Origin of the sequence: Pseudoalteromonas sp. XMcav1-K, from assembly GCF_044005875.1 — a bacterium.
GTDB lineage: Bacteria > Pseudomonadota > Gammaproteobacteria > Enterobacterales > Alteromonadaceae > Pseudoalteromonas > Pseudoalteromonas spongiae.
The window spans coordinates 79,694-97,279 of the sequence record NZ_JBIPJE010000033.1 but is presented as its reverse complement, the minus strand read 5'-3'; the positions used below and the strand labels follow the sequence as shown (position 1 = coordinate 97,279).

At 41.6% G+C, this 17,586-nt stretch carries 14 protein-coding genes; 7 read left to right on the top strand and 7 right to left on the bottom strand.

The genetic code is table 11. The annotated features are described in order from the left end of the window. Nucleotides 1-176: 176 nt before the first annotated feature. A complete protein-coding gene (radA, locus tag ACHSBP_RS05615) occupies nucleotides 177-1,550 on the bottom strand; it encodes a DNA repair protein RadA (protein ID WP_010561827.1) in 1,374 nt (457 codons plus the stop codon). Between the two features lie 205 nt (nucleotides 1,551-1,755). Here radA and ACHSBP_RS05610 point away from each other — a divergent pair, with 205 nt between their 5' ends. After that, the gene (locus ACHSBP_RS05610) at nucleotides 1,756-4,287 is read left to right on the top strand and encodes a PilZ domain-containing protein (RefSeq protein ID WP_395388306.1); all 2,532 of its coding nucleotides are present in this window, start codon (nucleotides 1,756-1,758) and stop codon (nucleotides 4,285-4,287) included. A gap of 80 nt (nucleotides 4,288-4,367) precedes the next feature. Here the strand turns inward: ACHSBP_RS05610 and serB are convergent, their stop codons facing one another. Further along, on the bottom strand, nucleotides 4,368-5,339 hold the full coding sequence (serB, locus tag ACHSBP_RS05605; RefSeq protein ID WP_395388357.1) for a phosphoserine phosphatase SerB: 972 nt from the start codon (nucleotides 5,337-5,339) through the stop codon (nucleotides 4,368-4,370). Nucleotides 5,340-5,422: 83 nt separating this feature from the next. Between serB and ACHSBP_RS05600 the strand changes: the two genes are divergently transcribed. Further along, on the top strand, nucleotides 5,423-6,040 hold the full coding sequence (locus ACHSBP_RS05600) for an AhpA/YtjB family protein (protein WP_395388305.1): 618 nt from the start codon (nucleotides 5,423-5,425) through the stop codon (nucleotides 6,038-6,040). Here the strand turns inward: ACHSBP_RS05600 and ACHSBP_RS05595 are convergent. From ACHSBP_RS05595 to prfC, 5 genes are all read right to left on the bottom strand, one after another. After that, a complete protein-coding gene (locus ACHSBP_RS05595; RefSeq protein WP_395388304.1) occupies nucleotides 6,007-6,786 on the bottom strand; it encodes a TatD family hydrolase in 780 nt (259 codons plus the stop codon). The two genes, ACHSBP_RS05600 and ACHSBP_RS05595, sit on opposite strands and share 34 nt — an antisense overlap. A 1-nt stretch (nucleotide 6,787) precedes the next feature. Beyond that, on the bottom strand, nucleotides 6,788-7,423 hold the full coding sequence (gene pdxH / locus ACHSBP_RS05590) for a pyridoxamine 5'-phosphate oxidase (RefSeq protein WP_395388303.1): 636 nt from the start codon (nucleotides 7,421-7,423) through the stop codon (nucleotides 6,788-6,790). A 578-nt stretch (nucleotides 7,424-8,001) separates the two neighbouring features. Continuing rightward, on the bottom strand, nucleotides 8,002-8,655 hold the full coding sequence (locus ACHSBP_RS05585) for a hypothetical protein (protein WP_010561833.1): 654 nt from the start codon (nucleotides 8,653-8,655) through the stop codon (nucleotides 8,002-8,004). A 1,064-nt stretch (nucleotides 8,656-9,719) separates the two neighbouring features. Beyond that, nucleotides 9,720-11,462, bottom strand: a complete 1,743-nt coding sequence (gene argS / locus ACHSBP_RS05580; RefSeq protein WP_395388302.1) for an arginine--tRNA ligase — start codon at nucleotides 11,460-11,462, stop codon at nucleotides 9,720-9,722. 281 nt (nucleotides 11,463-11,743) lie between these two features. After that, on the bottom strand, nucleotides 11,744-13,327 hold the full coding sequence (prfC, locus tag ACHSBP_RS05575; RefSeq protein WP_138630344.1) for a peptide chain release factor 3: 1,584 nt from the start codon (nucleotides 13,325-13,327) through the stop codon (nucleotides 11,744-11,746). A 257-nt stretch (nucleotides 13,328-13,584) separates the two neighbouring features. Here prfC and ACHSBP_RS05570 point away from each other — a divergent pair, with 257 nt between their 5' ends. Genes ACHSBP_RS05570 through ACHSBP_RS05550 form a run of 5 tightly spaced genes read left to right on the top strand, consistent with a single transcriptional unit; the run spans nucleotide 13,585 to nucleotide 17,569 of the window. Beyond that, entirely contained in the window at nucleotides 13,585-14,490 is a 906-nt protein-coding gene (locus ACHSBP_RS05570; RefSeq protein WP_395388301.1) for an ABC transporter ATP-binding protein, read from the top strand. Next, nucleotides 14,487-15,638, top strand: coding sequence for an ABC transporter permease (locus ACHSBP_RS05565; RefSeq protein WP_395388300.1), 1,152 nt, complete (start codon nucleotides 14,487-14,489; stop codon nucleotides 15,636-15,638). The genes ACHSBP_RS05570 and ACHSBP_RS05565 overlap by 4 nt, the downstream gene beginning before the upstream one ends. Next, nucleotides 15,629-15,910 carry a phosphopantetheine-binding protein gene (locus ACHSBP_RS05560; RefSeq protein ID WP_010561839.1) on the top strand — a complete coding sequence of 94 codons (282 nt, stop codon included), beginning with the start codon at nucleotides 15,629-15,631 and terminating at the stop codon, nucleotides 15,908-15,910. The genes ACHSBP_RS05565 and ACHSBP_RS05560 overlap by 10 nt, the downstream gene beginning before the upstream one ends. Next, entirely contained in the window at nucleotides 15,903-16,988 is a 1,086-nt protein-coding gene (locus ACHSBP_RS05555) for a beta-ketoacyl synthase N-terminal-like domain-containing protein (protein ID WP_395388299.1), read from the top strand. The genes ACHSBP_RS05560 and ACHSBP_RS05555 overlap by 8 nt, the downstream gene beginning before the upstream one ends. Further along, complete coding sequence (locus ACHSBP_RS05550) at nucleotides 16,988-17,569, top strand: hypothetical protein (protein ID WP_100913963.1); 582 nt, start codon at nucleotides 16,988-16,990, stop codon at nucleotides 17,567-17,569. The genes ACHSBP_RS05555 and ACHSBP_RS05550 overlap by 1 nt, the downstream gene beginning before the upstream one ends. Nucleotides 17,570-17,586: the final 17 nt, after the last annotated feature.

Genomic DNA, 17,586 nt, shown 5'->3' with positions numbered 1-17,586 from the left:
AGATAAAAAGAAATTATACCAACTCTGTTAAGTATGTGATCAGGGATTGCGCTGGATAAATGAAATGCTAACAAGGCGGAATTTTTCTTATGTAGTTGTTCTACATTGATAAATTCTAACGCAGTTAGCATGATATTTAGCCCGCTAGGATGATCAGCTATTTAAGTGAATTGGTATTAAAACAGCGCTTCCAACGCTTGTGACAGCGAACTTACCCCTATCACTTCCATACCTTCAATTTGCTCTTTTGGTTTATTAGCTATCGGCACAATAGCGCGTTTAAAGCCATGCTTTGCCGCTTCTTTTAATCGCTCAACACCACTTGGCACAGGACGAATTTCACCGCCTAGGCCCACTTCACCAAATACCACTAATTCGCGTGCCAGTGAGGCATTTTTAAAGCTTGAAACAAGTGCGGTAATAAGGGCTAAGTCGGCGCTGGTTTCAGTAACTTTTACACCACCCACCACGTTAACAAATACATCTTGATCAGATACTTGCAGACCACCATGGCGGTGCAATACTGCTAGTAACATCGCCAAGCGGTTCTGTTCAAGACCAACCGTAACGCGCCTTGGGTTACCAAGCTGCGAATAATCTACCAATGCTTGCACCTCAACCAGTAGCGGTCGTGTGCCTTCCCAAATCACCATTACCAGCGAACCTGGTGTTTGCTCGTCTGAACGATTTAAGAAAATAGCCGATGGGTTACTGACTTCTTTTAAGCCTTGCCCTGTCATGGCAAATACGCCTAATTCATTTACCGCACCAAAGCGGTTTTTGTTGCCACGCAGCGTTCTAAAGCGGCTATCGCTACTTCCTTCAAGTAAAATAGAACAGTCAATACAATGCTCTAGCACTTTCGGACCAGCCAAAGAGCCATCTTTCGTAACATGGCCAACCATAATAATCGCCACTTGGTTTTGCTTGGCAAAACGCGTCAAATAAGCAGCACCTTCTCGAACTTGCGATACACTGCCTGGTGCCGACTGAATATCGGCCATATGCATGACCTGAATTGAGTCAATAACCATGATTTGTGGCTTTTCTCTAAGCGCTAATTGGCAAATCGTTTCTACATTGGTTTCAGCGAGGGTTTTCAGTTTATCGGTGGGTAAACCAAGGCGTTTCGCTCGCATTGCCACCTGCTGCAACGATTCTTCACCGGTAACGTACAAGGTATTCATATTTTGTGCGAGCAAACACATGGTTTGTAGCAGTAAGGTACTTTTACCTGCACCTGGAGAACCACCAATTAAAATTGCACTACCCGGCACCACACCGCCACCCAGTACACGGTCAAATTCAGCAAAGCCTGTTGTAAAACGTGGCAATTGTTCAAGATTAACCTCATCTAAGGTTTGCACCTTAGCTTCAATCGCGCCCGCATAACCGGCTGTTGCGCCACCACTTCTTGGTGTTTGCTTAATTGATGGCACACGAAATTCAGTCACCGTATTCCACGCTTTACATTCACCACATTGACCTTGCCAACGGGCGAATTCTGCGCCACACTCACTGCAAACAAATGCAGTTTTATTTTTAGCCATAAAAACCGACTCTTATAAATTTGTACGCAATATGCACCTAACACTCGTTAAATCAATGTTTCTTGCTAGGATACTGGTATAGTAATTGCTTCAGTTAATAAATCACGCTTCACCGCTAAATGCGACAAGCTAAAATCAAAATTGTTTGATATCTTAACCTATTCAAGCAAGTAGAATAATAAAAATTAAGGAACAATCCGTTTTTATGGCTGAAGATGTATTGATAAAGTATCAATCGCTTATTGAAGAGCTCAAGCGCGACTTGGGACGCCCTAATTTTGATGCGATTTTTACTAAAAAAACCAAAACATTAAGCAGTTCGGAACGGTTCCTTATAAAAATGGAAATGAACCGTTTACTTCAGCCAATCAATCGCTTTATTGATTTACGCGGCCAAGTAACCGGTGATGTGCGCGCCTACAGCTATAACGGTAAGCAGCACTTTATGGATGAAATTGCCATCAATGTATTTGAGGCAGGAATTCGCCGCTATAAACGCTACACCCTTGCCGTTTATGAAGCGGTAATGAACACCGAAAACAATCACAAAGTAATGCAACGCAAAGCGCAAGAGCGTGGCGAGCTTGCCCCTCAACCAGTTGGCAGTAGCGAGAAAAAAGAAGAAAAGCCCAACGTCAATTGGGTATCTTTTGCCTCATACGAGTCGCGTTCAGAAGAGCGCATGAATTACTCAATTAAAGTAAAACTGTTTTTACCCTCTGGCAGCGAAATTGAAGCATCTACGTCGGATATTTCCGTCAGCGGTTGTAAAGTAAAACTCTATTCGCGCTACCAAGTACGTAAAGGCGAAACCATTCGCATGCGTCTAATGGGTTTAGAGCAAGACTTTGAGTTAGGGCTTAAAAACGGTTTGGAATACGAAGTAGTTGCCGTTGAGTCGGTCAATGCAGAGCTAAATCATGTGCGTATGAAACGCACCTTCAGCGATGACAACAAAACCATAGATGAATTTTTAAAAAGCTTTATTCACGGCAATAAACGCCGTTATAAAGTGAATCTAGATAACACCCTTGATGCCGTTGTTGTAAAAGGCTATGAGCAATATTATTTGCCGCGTGTTGCCTCACTGTTTGTATTTTTAAGTGTAAAAGACGCGCGCGTTATTCCGAATATAGTGCTGTCTAACGAAAATAATTTAAATGTTGCACGCTATTTTAATGATGAAAATCGCAACTCAGTACTGCCACAAATATTAAATTCAGCCCGCATTAACCAATTACAAAACACGCCAGGTGATGTTAAGCAAATAAATTTATACTGCTTTACACATACTAATAACGGTAAGGTTTTCTATTATTCAGCAAGCGAGAGCGAGCTAAATAACACTCCGAATTTACGTGATTTATTTTGGGGCTTTGCCAGTCAAAAGCCGAGCTTTAGAGTGTTCAATGTACAGCTTATGCCGTGCTCAAGCGAAGACAGTTATATTCCTTTATCCTTGCCAGACAGTGCTAGCAGCGAAGTTGCTAAACTCAATAAACCACCTTCTCCGCGTGTGCAAGGCATTGTAAAAGATACCAAATATTTATTGTTGTTAACTGACATCACCAGTGCATCGTCAAGCGATACGTTAAAGAAAATTACATTTGATAAAAGCCATGTTAATCACTTAAAACAATATGGTCATCAAAAACTGCGTAGCTACCCAGATGTTGAGTTTGTAGCACTTGATTATATTAACTTGCGCAACGAAACACGTTATTTATATAAAACCCCTATTCAATTAGAACAAGAAGAAAAAGGTGAGCTAACAGGCCACACATTGGATTTCTCGGTGAATGGCTTACAGCTTGAACTTGCCGCCCCTACCGATTATGAAAAAGGCGATTTGCTGCTGGTCGCGTTACCTGAGTTACAAAAACTAACCAAGAAATACCAGCTGAGTAAATTAGCCTATGAAGTAATGGCGGTTAGTAAAACCAAAACAGTTGTAAATTTACGCACCTATAAACCAACTACCGATATGGAGCATCAAGGCTCACGCTTTTTTAATCAGTTGATTGAAAACAATAAATCAAAGCTTGTTGCTTCAGAAGAGTCACCCAAAACGCCGGGGCTTTCGACCGCTTTGCGTAATATGGTGACGAAAAATGTCTGCCAGTTTCCGTTTTATTTGCACAAACGCGGCTCTCAAATCAAAGTTGGCGCCATTGCAAAAGGCCTTTACCCAAGCAGCTGTCACTTATTGCTAAGCCATATGGCCAGCTTAACTAAGAACTTTGAGTTTAAGCATTTAATTAAGCATAACGCGTTTGATAATTTAATTGGCGCACCGCTTAAAGATATGGCGCGTCATGATGCGCCGCTGCAATTTGATCTATTTGTTCGCTTACAGCCAAAAGAGCGCGATCCCGATAAAGCATTGGTTACTGAATTACTTGACTGCAAACAAGTTAATAACCGTAAAACCTTTGTTGCAGCAAGTGTTAGAGAAGATCTGTTCTTTGCCTTTCGTTTATATATTTCGCGTACTGGCCGACCAGATACCGATTATATTGCCAAAGAGTTAGGTTATATCAGCCAATATGCACAGCACAAAGCAAAAGATTTAGAAGAAGAATTGTGGTCGGTTATTGGTGTAGGTGATGCACTTGATATCACACAGGAAGTTTTAACCCGTTATGCCATTGCGCCAGACGTGCAAAGCAACCTTAATAAACGCAAAGTGCTTTGGTCTAAAACAGCGCAATACCAATTAAGCAATTTATTTGAGTAGATCTATTTAATTAGATTTAAAGCGCTGCGATGTTATTCAGCCTGAATTAGTAACACTAAATCAGGCCGTGTTTCGCTTATTTATTCAGGCAAACTAATGAAATAAAGCACCTGCAACAAGCTGCCAAAATTAACCGCTACATCTGCCGTTTCAGCAACAAGAGGCTTACCATGAACCGCAACCCCAAGGCCACTTGCAACCATCATTACTAAGTCATTTGCACCATCACCCATTGCCATCGTTTGCGACTTATCAATATTAAGCTCTTTGGCATATTGCGTTAAAAAACGTGCTTTTTCGTCGGCATCAACAATTGTGCCCAACACCTTACCGGTAAGCGTTTTACAATTATCTTCTAAGGTATTAGCGTGAATCGCATCAAGTTCAAGTAATGTTTGAACACGCTCAGCAAATGGAATAAAACCGCCTGATGCAATGGCAAGCGTCCATCCGTTCGCTTTTAAATGCTGACACAGTGCTTTTACGCCCGGCATTAACGGTAGGTTATCTTTAAGCTCTGCCATTAACTCAAGCGACACACCTTCTAACTTTGCAACGCGTTTTCGCAGGCTTTCAGAGAAGGGTAATGCCCCTTGCATTGCTTGGCGAGTAACACTGGCCACTTCGTCATACACATTGGCTAAACGGGCAATTTCATCGATGCATTCAATTTGAATAGCGGTTGAGTCCATGTCCATAACTAACAAACCAGGTTGGTTAATTGTTGGTGCATTTGCAAATACATTAACTTCTAACGCTTGATTTGGCGCCAAAAAGTCACTCAGCTGTTTTTTTACAGCTGCTACATTTGCGCTAACTTTTAAGCCCAACGCACTGGATAAGTCTGGGTGAGGTGCAATTTTTGCAACCGCTGCCACAGGCAGCGCTGAAAGCGAGGTTAATAACGCGCTGCTTGGTTCAAGCTGTGACTGCAATGTAGAAAGCAAAACAAAACATGTTTCACTTGGCTCAAAGGGCTCTGCAACTGAATGCCATTTATTATTCTCTAAGTTTGAGAAAAACTGCTCAAACTGCACCATACTTTCAAACATATGTGACACGCTCACTACTCGACTTATGTGTTGTTGCAATTTAACCAAGAAAAAAGCACACTGTCCAAAAGGCATTGAGCAAAATGAAAAAAAACCAAGACCGCAATCCGGCTTTCGCCTCAACATACCAAAGAATATCGCGCTTAATGATTGCTGCGATATGCTTTATTGCGCTTACCCATATTGGTTTTAACACTAGCTTTAAAGGCCACCAAATACTTAACAATCAAAGCCAAACCACAGCGCAAGGGCTAGCTCAGCAGTTGGCATTAAGTGCACGATTTGCCATCAAAGATCAAGATACCCAAGCGTTAACGCGCTTAGTTAACAACTTTGCACAAGATGAATTTATTCAAACTGCTGCGGTGTTTGATAAGTTTGGTAATTTACTGTCGCAAAGCGATTTTGCGGCGTCTTATCAAGATTTATTAAAAACCCCAAATGCGCTACCCGGTTTATCTAAACTAGCGACACCGATTATTGATGATGTGTTTGTTGAGGGTGAGCGTGTCGGCTTTGTTAGGCTTACCTATACTTTTCCGGCCGCCATCCGCGACGGCCATGATTATCTGCATGAAGTAAGCAAGCAAATTGCCCTTATGTTGATTTTAAGTGTGGTATTAACTTGGGTATTAGCGCGTAAAATCAAGCGCTGGCAGGTTAAACGCTATATTCGCAGTACTGAGCAAGACGAAGAGTAAAGCTGCTCGGCAAGCATTATTCGGGCGCTTTGCGTCTCGATACCTTTTAATTCGCACAACTCATCAAATACCCGCGTTATCTGCGACGGTGTATTGCGCTCACCTTGAAAACCATAAAGCGGCATTGAAGGTGCGTCGGTTTCTAACACTAAGTTTTCAATCGGCATACTAGCAATCACATCACGTGTTTTTTGCGCACGCGCGTACGTAATTGTGCCACCAACGCCTAACTTAAAGCCTTGCTCAACATAATAATTAGCCACCTGCGCTGAGCCACTAAACGCGTGAATAATACCGCCACATTTTGGTTTTAGTATTTTAAACGCTTCGGCAATTAAGTCATGACTTTTACGATGATGCACCACCAGCGGTAATGACAACTGATTAGCAAGCTCAATATGCTGTAAAAAAAGCTGCTGTTGGTAATCGAGCTTGTCGATACTACGGTCGATACCGCACTCGCCTATTGCCACTAAAAATTCGCGATGACTTTTAGCAAGCGTTGCAAGGCGCTCGAAATCACCCTGTTGATGCTCACTTAAAAAATACGGATGCAAACCAAGGGCTTTGTAAAACGTAATGCCTTGGGTATTTTCAAGGGAAAGTAGCTTGGCGCTTTGTGCAAGCGTGACGCCCGGCACCAGCAGATGCGACACGTTACACGCTGCCGCATCTGTTAACACCTTGTCACGATCATTTTCAAACTCATCAAAGTCGATATGACAGTGTGTATCAAAAAACGCCATATTATGGATTTAAGCGCTGTTTAGTCCACACGCCATCTTCAAGTTTATACATAAAGCGGTCGTGTAAGCGGTTTGCACCGCCCTGCCAAAACTCAATTTGATGCGGTTCAATGCAGTAGCCACCCCAAAATGACGGCAGTGGCACTTCGCCTTCACTAAACTTGTTTTTAATTTGCTGGAATTTTTCCATCAGCACTTTACGCGATGACACAGGACGACTTTGCGCCGATGCCCACGCCGCAAGTTGACTCTCTTTTGGACGCGATAAAAAGTACTTAGTCACCGCCAAATTGGATAATGGCTTTGCCGTACCATAAACAATTACTTGGCGCTCCAAACTATGCCACGGGAAATGCAAACTCACCTTGTTATTGCTCGCAATTTCCTGCGCCTTGCGCGACTCAGTATTGGTAAAAAAGACAAACCCATTTGGATTTACATCTTTAAGTAACACAATGCGCTGCGACGGCTGACCATTGCTATCTACCGTTGCAACTACCATGGCTGTTGGGTCATCTAGCTTAGCGTCTACCGCTAATTGCAACCAAGCTTCAAACTGCTCAATTGGATTGTCTAACAGCTTCTCTTCAGACAAACCATCCTTTAAATACTCACGGCGAATATCATCAATTTTCATCATCTTTTCCAAAAGATATTGTATAAGCTTATGGTAAACAGATACGTGTGAAATACCAATAAAGATTGGTTATATAGTTGATTTAAAATAAAGGGTTGGGGTTAGATTGTTGCCAACGTGTTTAACATCTTCATCTCAACAGAAGTGTAGTTTGACAGCATATTTGTCGCGCTGGCGACGACAGCCAAAGGGCGGCATGCGCCGGCCTCCCTTTGGAATCCCTCGGCGCCCCAAAATCAAACTAATTCTTCAAATACAATTTAAGAGTGAACATAAACGCCATGAAGCAACGTCCCTGTTGTACATGGCTTGCTCGACCGCTTCGCTCCCTGTCTCGCATTATTCATTTAAATTGTATTTTCAGGTTTGATTAATGGGTGAAGGAGTAAAGCTTAACACTGTCTGTTTTGGGCTGTTATGTGCCATAAGCGGCCAGTCGTAACGCCTAATTAAGGTGTGAGGCACACCATACCGATGTTTCCACATGCCACCTTAATCACTAAAACCACCGCATAGTAAAAAAGTCACGCGTGCCGAATCGCTCTTAAATTGTTTGTTATGTTTTACGAGCTCAGAAACTAATTCTCATGTCTAACTTCTCCCGTAACTTTTGTCAGCCTCAAAGCTAAAGCAATTGCAATAAAAAATGGGGATAGGAGATACAATATTTGCTCAAACGTATTCTTAAACGAGTTACTTTTTATTTCTAACCATGATTCTCTGTGTAAATTGTATATAGGTATCTCACGCTGTAACCACTCGTAATCCCCTAAAAGCTCTGAACTATCAAGTTTTGGTATAGGCAAATCATCAATTTTCACTTCAGGATAACTTTCTTGATTTAAATCAGAAAAAAATAACTCAGTCTCTTTCCTCCATTCACACGCTGAAGAGAATCGGTCTTTATTTAGTGCATAATCCTTCTTATCTGAGTCGTTATCAAACATCTTAAATACATTGCATTCGTAAGTACTTGCAGCATCTTTAGAAAGTCTATCAGCCACATTCCAGAATGTTTCCATGTGTGACTCTTGAATTAATTTATCTTGAGAAACTTGGCTTATACGCACATCAGAAGCTAAAGATATTAAACCAATGAATGACATACAAAACCAGATGTAATCGACTTGCTTCCATTGTTTTTTACTTAGGTTTTTTTTAAAAACTAAGAAATAATGAAATAAGCCAAGGAATACTATAAACACCAAAAGCAACTGAAAAATATTATACACAATTTATTTTCTCGATTATTACTTCATAATAAGTAACAGGAAACATGACAGTGTATTAGTGAGAATTCTCGGTTATCCCAAATTGAATACAGTCAAAAATTCTGAACACTAATACTTTTTATTTAAATATATTAATAGGTTATCAACTTTAATTTAAACACTCAATGGCTCTTTGACTTGGAGAAAACGAGAATTGGCATAACCGAGAAATTTTATGACTCGCTATGTAAAAAATGAGCATAATTAAAAGATTTAAATTCAACTCGTTATAATTTCATAAATGAGATAGACGAGAATGTTTATAATTTACATAGCGAGCCGATTGATAAAATGATTGCCGCATTCACTTATAACTGTGTCGATATACATAAAATTTAAAATAGTTATCGTGAGTGGATTACAAAAACTTCCAACGACCTTCCTCACTCAAATCTGATATTGAAAAGCGTTGCTAAGATTTATCCCCCCCCCTTTAATCAAACCTGAAAGCAAAATTTAAATGAATAATGCGAGACAGGGAGCGAAGCGGTCGAGCAAGACATGTAGGCATGGGTGAATCGCGTTTTGAGACGAACGAAGTTCGCTAGCTATGAACGCGAGAAAAGGACTTCGAGCTGGAAAGCGTACAGGGATGTTTAGCGTGGTGCTTCATGGCGTTTATGTTCACATTTAAGTGATAGATGAAGAATTGTTTGATTTTGGGGCGTCGGGGGAATCCAAAGGGGGGCCGGCGTTAGCCCCATTTTGGCTGCTGTCGCCAGCGCGACAACCATGTTTCAGAATAACTTTAGAGCCAATGGTAAGCTCTAAAGCTAAAACAGAGTCCTACAAATAGGCGAGAAATTGACAAGGCCTTACTTCCAAACAAAGAGTAAGCTTTTTAGCCGCTGAGCATGCTTTAGTATGTGAGTGAGAAATTATTGAAGAAGAAAATTGATACTATTTGCAAACTAGTTTGCATTTAGACAAGGAAGGTTTTTAATCTAGCCCCATGAGCATAGTGCGCTATGTGATTGGGGTAGATTAAAAACCTGACGCAGTATTAATGCGAAATAAGAAGCAAATTACATTTGCTCCATTACTTCGATACCTAGTAGATCCAAACCTTTAGCTAACGTCTTCGCCACTAAATTACACAGCATTAAGCGGCTTTCTTTAGTTGCTGGCTCAACACCGTCTTTTAGTACCGGACATGCTTCATAGAAGCTCATGTATAGGCTTGCAAGCTCATATAAGTAGCTACATAGAACGTGCGGCGTCGCGTCACCAATCATTTGGTCTAGCACTTCTTCAAACTGGATTAGTTTGATTGCTAACGCCTTTTCTTGCGCTTCAACAATTGAAATTGGTGCATTTAAGCTTGCAGCGTCAATACCTGCTTTACGGAAGATACTGCGCACACGCGTGTATGCATACTGTAAGTAAGGCGCTGTTGCACCTTCAAAGCTCAGCATAGTATCCCAGTTGAAGATATAGTCGCTGGTACGGTTCTTAGAAAGATCCGCGTATTTCACTGCACCAATACCTACTTTACGTGCGATTTCAGCGCGTTCTTCAGCGCTTAGGTCTGATTCGCGCTCTGCTAGCTTGTCAGTTGCACGGCTTACGGCTTCTTCTAATAGTTCAGCTAGTTTAACTGTGCCACCAGTACGGGTTTTAAATGGTTTACCATCCTCACCCATCATGGTGCCGAATGGGCAGAACTCATACGTTGTTTCGTCACGTAACAGGCCAGCTTTACGTGCTGTTAATTCAACTTGATTGAAGTGCAGACTTTGACGCGCATCTACAAAGATTAAAATACGATCTGCGCCGAGTTTGTTAGAACGGTAATCACACGCTGCTAAGTCGGTAGTTGCATATAAGAAGCCACCACCTGATTTTTGCACGATAAATACAGATGGCTCACCGTCTTTATTTGCAAGCTCATCAAGGAATACTACTTGTGCACCTTGGTCTTCAACAGCAATGCCTTTTTCTTTAAGCAGTGTAATAACACCTTGCAGCGCATCGTTATATGCACTTTCAGCTTTAATATCTTCAGGCTTAAGGGTAACGTTTAGCTTTGCGTACACTTCTTCAGAGTGTTTTACTGACGTATCAATAAACAGTTTCCACAGCTTTTCACAGTGAGCATCGCCACCTTGTAGCTTAACTACGTAGTCACGTGCTTTATCGGCAAAACCGTCTTCATCGTCAAAACGTTTTTTCGCATCGCGGTAGAAGGTTTCTAAATCAGCTAAAGCAACTGATTCAAGATCAACACCTTGGTTAAGTAAGTCTTCTAGGTGCGCAATCAACATACCAAATTGCGTACCCCAATCACCTACATGATTTTGACGGGTAACGGAGTCGCCGCGGAACTCAAGTGCACGTACTACCGCATCACCTATAATGGTTGAACGTAAATGACCGACGTGCATTTCTTTTGCAAGGTTAGGCGATGAGTAATCTACTACCACGTTTTGTGCGCTAGCATGCTCAGCAACACCCAGTTTTTCATCTTGGTTTGCAGATGAAAGCGTGTCTGCTAAAAACTCTGGCTTTAAGTGAATATTAATAAAACCTGGGCCGGCAATTTCAGTTTGCGAAGCAATATCGCTAACATCTAGATTGTCGATAATTTTTTGTGCAAGTTCTCGCGGATTCGTTTTTAACTTTTTCGCAGCGCCCATTGCACCATTAATTTGGTAATCACCAAACTGCGGGCGCGTACTTTGCGTTACCGCTGGGTTGGTATCTTCTGGTAAACCTGCTGCAACCATAGCTGCAACGGCTTTTTCTACTAATATCTGACGAATATTCATTCTCTATTTCCTGTTACACACCGCTTAGGAGTAATCTCAACCAAGCCATGTCATTTTTATTCGTTTTTAAAACTGACAACATCACACAACACGTTATCAATGTAACTTAACTTTTTGACTAAATAAATGCTGCGAGAGCCGAGTACTTAACTTATCCATCGGCAATTTATCAATTGTTGTAACGCAGCCGCCGAAGTTTTGGGCGTTAGGAGTTTAGTCCGCTAAATGACTAATGCCGAAACTGAAGGCAATAAAGTTACAACACTTTGATAATAAGCCGATTAGTGTTCACGCGTCTGGTGGAACACAACTTCTGGATAACGCTCTTGCGACAAGTTTAAGTTAACGCGTGTTGGCGCGATGTACGTTAGGTTATCACCACCATCAAGCGCTAAGTTGACTTCGCACTTACGGCGGAATTCTTCTAGCTTTTTCGCATCATCACAGGTTACCCAGCGCGCTGTTGCAACACTTACGCTCTCGTACATAGCATCTACGTTGTATTCGGCTTTTAAGCGCGCTACAACTACGTCAAACTGAAGTACACCTACCGCACCTACGATAAGGTCGTTGTTTTGCAGTGGTCTAAATACCTGTACTGCACCTTCTTCTGAAAGCTGGATAAGGCCTTTAAGTAACTGCTTTTGCTTAAGTGGATCGCGTAAGCGAATACGACGGAATAATTCTGGTGCAAAGTTTGGAATACCGCTGAACTTAATTTTTTCACCTTGCGTAAAGGTATCACCAATTTGAATCGTACCGTGGTTGTGAAGACCAATAATATCCCCTGCGTACGCTTCTGCTGCACGTTCACGGTCACCAGCCATAAAGGTTACCGCATCTGAAATACTGACCTTTTTACCAATACGCACATGGTCCATTTTCATACCTTGCTCATACTTGCCCGATACAATACGCATAAAGGCAATACGGTCACGGTGTTTAGGGTCCATGTTTGCTTGAATTTTAAATACAAAGCCTGAGAACTTTTCTTCGTCTGCCGTAACGAGGCGGTCATCTGTTTGACGCGGCTGTGGTGCTGGTGCCCACTTAGTTAAACCGTCAAGCATATGGTCAACACCAAAGTTACCAAGTGCGGTACCAAAGAATACCGGTGTTAATTCACCTGCAAGGAAAAGCTCTTGGTCAAATTCGTGCGATGCACCTACCACTAGCTCAAGTTCTTCACGTAGTAATTCAGCCAGTTCTTCACCTACTGCTGCGTCAAGCTCTGGGTTATCTAACCCTTTAACAATACGCACTTCTTGAATTGTGTGACCTTGACCTGTTTGGTACAAAATCGTTTCATCGCGATGAATATGGTAAACACCTTTAAACTCTTTACCACAGCCAATTGGCCACGTAACCGGAGCACACGCGATGTTTAGTTCACTTTCAACTTCGTCCATTACTTCCATTGGGTCACGGATATCACGGTCAAGTTTGTTCATAAAGGTAACAATTGGCGTGTCACGTAGACGCGTTACTTCCATTAGCTTACGAGTACGGTCTTCTACACCTTTCGCAGCGTCAATTACCATTAGGCACGAGTCAACCGCTGTGAGTGTTCGGTAAGTATCTTCCGAGAAGTCTTCGTGTCCTGGGGTATCGAGTAGGTTTACCAAACAGTCGTTGTACGGGAATTGCATTACAGAGGTAGTAACCGAGATACCACGCTCTTTTTCCATTTCCATCCAGTCTGATTTAGCATGTTGATTCGAACCACGACCTTTTACTGTACCTGCTTTTTGCAGAGCTTGTCCGAAAAGAAGTACCTTTTCAGTAATGGTTGTTTTACCCGCATCCGGGTGGGAGATAATCGCAAAGGTGCGACGTTTGCCAACTTCAGTTGAAATACTGGACATGAATACCCGCCAATCGCTTAAAATTCAAGGTTAAAAATGGGGCGAAATTATACCTGTTTCACCACTTTAATAGCAATTAAAGCAGCGTGAATAAGTAGGATTTTTTCGTTTGCGTGCATCACTGTGCCAATAAAAAATTACTGTCTTCGCAAGAAATCCTCATGTTAGAATGATTAACTATGTCTAATATGTTGGTTTTCTTTAAATTTAACCACGCATATTGAATTGATATCCATATATGGCAAGGGAGAACGTAAGTGCCAGATCACGACTTCATTATTAAACTGCAGCAACTCAGTTTTCGATACAAAAGTAATGATGTCGATACGCTTAATAATCTTTCTCTTGCGATAAAGCCAGGTGAATGTGTTGGTTTAATTGGGCCAAATGGTGCGGGTAAATCGACTTTAATCTCGATTATTACTGGTTTACTAAGTGCTCAAACAGGCTCTGTTTGCTATGGCGATAACGCCACACCACGACAATTTATCAAACAACAGCTGGCACTTGTGCCGCAAGAATACGCTTTTTATGAGCGTCTTACGGTTCAACAAAACCTAGCGTATTTTGCCAGTTTACTCAAAACGAATAACTGCGATGAGTTAGTTACAAACACCTTAGCCCAATGCCAACTGAGTCACGTAACTAGCAAAAAGGCCGATAATTTATCAGGTGGCTATAAACGCCGTTTAAACTTGGCGATTGCGCTGTTAAAACAGCCTAGCGTATTGATTTTAGATGAGCCAACGGTAGGAATTGACCCGGTTTCTCGTGAGCTGATTATGCAGCTACTTGCCGCATTAAAACAGCAAGGCACAACCATTATTTACACCTCGCATTTACTTACCGAAGTAGAGCAAATTTGCGATACGATTTATGGTTTAAAACGCGGTGAACTTATTCATATAACAGCTCACAGCGAAAACGCGCCACTGCAAATTAGCTTTGAAAGTGCATTGTGCGACGATGCCATCGCAGGCATTACTGCGTTATTACCAAATACACAATTAAACTCACCAAGCCAAATTGAAATAAGCTCGTGCAAAGAGCCGCTTGCTTTGCTCGCACAGCTTAGCCAGGTTTCATTACCGCCTATTAGTGAAATCAATTATTCAACACTGCACCTCGAAAACTACTATAAAGAGCTGTTTACAGAACTATGATTAAAGCGAGTATCATTAAAGAATTCCGGCTTATTTTTAACGACTTACACAGCCTAGCAGTGCTCTTTTTAATGCCGATTAGCTTTATGTTGATTATGACATTTGCATTGAGTAATAAAGCAGAAGATTTAACTAAATCAATTAATTTAAACATCACCCAGCAGGATAGCAATTTGGCAGAATCGCTGCTCAAAGCCTATTTAAGTGATGTGGGATTTAGCCAAGATATAAACCAACAAGCCGATGTTACGCTTGAGCTTGCCAGTGGCTTTGAAAATGCCCTATTTGCTGATCAGGCAAATTCAGTGATCACTTTTAGTCATGTAGCTAGTTTATCGCCTCAGATGACCAGTTTAGCAAAGCAGCATTTGCAAATTGCTTTGGCGAAAGTAAAGCTCCATATTTACTTACTCGATGCCGGGCAATTATCTGAGTCCATGCCGCTTGCAGAGCAAATGTCACGAGTGAGCGAGCAAACCAACCAATTAAAGTTAGTGTCGTTTAAGCGCGAAGAAAACTACCAAGCAGTACAGCACAGTATTCCATCTTGGTTAGTATTTGGTGTGTTTTTTATTGTTTTGCCGATTTCAATTACGCTTATTAGTGAAAGCCAAAACGGTACGTTATTGCGCGTTACCACCTTTCCAATTTCAAATACCGCATATTTTTCGGCCAAACTATTGGCGTTTTATTTAGTCAGTTTCACGCAAGCGATTGTGCTGATGATTATTGGCTTTACGGTTATACCTAAATTGGTCGATGCGCCTAGCCTTAATATAGTGCAGCTCGTGCCCGCCCTTCCTTTATTAGCCGTAACCTGTGCCACCGCCGTGACCTTTGGCGCGGTTATCGCAAGCCAAATAAAAAGCCATGAACAAGCGATTGTAATAGGCGGCGGCACTAACATTTTACTTGCGGCGATTAGTGGCTTAATGGTGCCTCTAGACATCATGCCCAAGGCGATGCAAACTATAGCGCAACTTTCGCCTATGCACTGGGCGCAATCAGGACTTAAAAATTTATTTATCTCAGACTCGGACGTACTCAGCTTAACCACTGCCCTACCTTTAATAATCTTTTCAGTGATTTGTGGTGTATTGGCACTGTGGCTATTCGAGTTAAAAGTTAGGAAATTACAATGGAAATAGAAGAATTAAAAAACAAACTTAAACAACTTATTGTTGAAGAGTGTGACAAGGAAGATGAGATAGAATGGCACGAAATCGAAGACGATGCGCCGCTGTTTGGCAATGACTCTAAAGTCGGTTTAGATTCACTTGATGCCCTACAACTTGCTTTAATTATCAAACAAAACTTTGGTATTCGTGTTGAAAGTTCAAAAGAAAGTCGTAAAGACCTTTACTCAATAAACACCATAGTTGCACTTATTGAACGCGAAAAAAGTAAAGACCTTGCCTAGTTATATTATTGCTTCTGATTCGTGGTCGGCCTGTGGCCGCGGCAATGAATTACACTTTTCCACAACGCAGTTTCAAACAGTAAAAACGGCAGAGCAAATTGACGTGCCGTTTTTTGCAATGCAAGATTTACCTGTTGATACCAGCGAAAAGCGTATTCTTTCATCGCTCTCAAGTGTTGTAGGCAATGCTGTAAAAAAAGCAGGACTAACTGCTGAACAACTTGCCAATACTGCGATTATTCTCGGTTCAACCAGCTTAGATGTCAGTGCGGTAGAAGCCAAACCTGAGCAAACTATTTGGCTTACAAATACCGACCGTTTAAGTGGTTATTTAAAACAGCAGTTTGCGACCTCTGACTTACACCTAACCATCAACACAGCATGCACTGCGGGCACTAACGCGGTTATTTTAGCCGACCAGTTGCTAAACCAAAATAAAGCGCAATATGTCATTGTTGTTGGTTGTGAGTTTTACAACCCGCTAACGGTAGAAGGCTTTTATTCACTCGATTTACAAAGTAGCCAAGGGCTACGTACCTTTAGTGAGTCTCGCTCTGGGTTGGTACTTGGTGAAGGCGTTGCTGCATTAGTTATGGCAAAACACACCACCTCACCATCGCAGTTAAAATTGATTGGTTATGGTTCAGGCTGTGATCACTACAGTTTAACCATGACACAAGAATCTGGCGTACATATTCAAGCGATTATTGAAATGGCGCTTAAAAAAGCCAACCTTGATGCTAAACAAATTGATTTGATAAAAGTACACGGCACGGCCACCTTAAATAACGATCAGGCTGAGCTAAACGCATTTAATCAATGGCTTGAGCATGCGCCTATTTTTGCCTTTAAACCTTTTACTGGCCACACCTTAGGGGCTTGTGGCGTATTAGAATTAGCATTAATGGACTACTTGCATCAGCAACAGCTTGTTATACCAAGGCCAGAATACCTAAACACAGATACGATTTTAAGACCGTTTAGTGACGCAAAGCCACTATCAAGTTACCAACATATATTACTTAATCACTGTGGTTTTGGTGGTAATAACGCGGCATTAATTGTTGAGGTGGCTTGATGACATTAAACGTACTGAACTACGCGATTGTTGACGAACCACGCGACAAAACCAATAAGCAACTGCGCCAAGAATTAAAACACGATTTTGCGATTAATGGACGTAGACTCGATAATTTTACATTAACCGCAATGAAAGCAGTTGCTAAAATTGCACCGAGCTTAAATAGTGAAAACCGTTACGCACTATTTAGTGCTGCACAGTATTTTTCATTGGAATTATTGCAAAGTTTACTGCTCGATTTAGCACAAAATACACCGCTTAAACCGCTCGATTTTGTTGCAACCGTAGGCAATGCAGCAAATTACTATTTGGCAAAACAGTTCAACCTAGAAGCAACCAATTTGTTCTTAGGGTGCACCGACAACAAACTAAGTAAAACGTTGTTAGTGGCAGAGCTGGATTTATCTGAGCAAAACTCCGACGCTGCAATTATTGTAATTTGGCAAGAAAGTGAAAAAACGCGCCGCTGTTACGCGCTTTTAGTTGAATTAGCACCACAGCAAGCAACAGACGTAAATACGCACGAACTAATCGCTCAATTGGATGCTGGTGCGAAAACACCATTTGTGGTGAACTAAGTCATTCTATTTGAAAG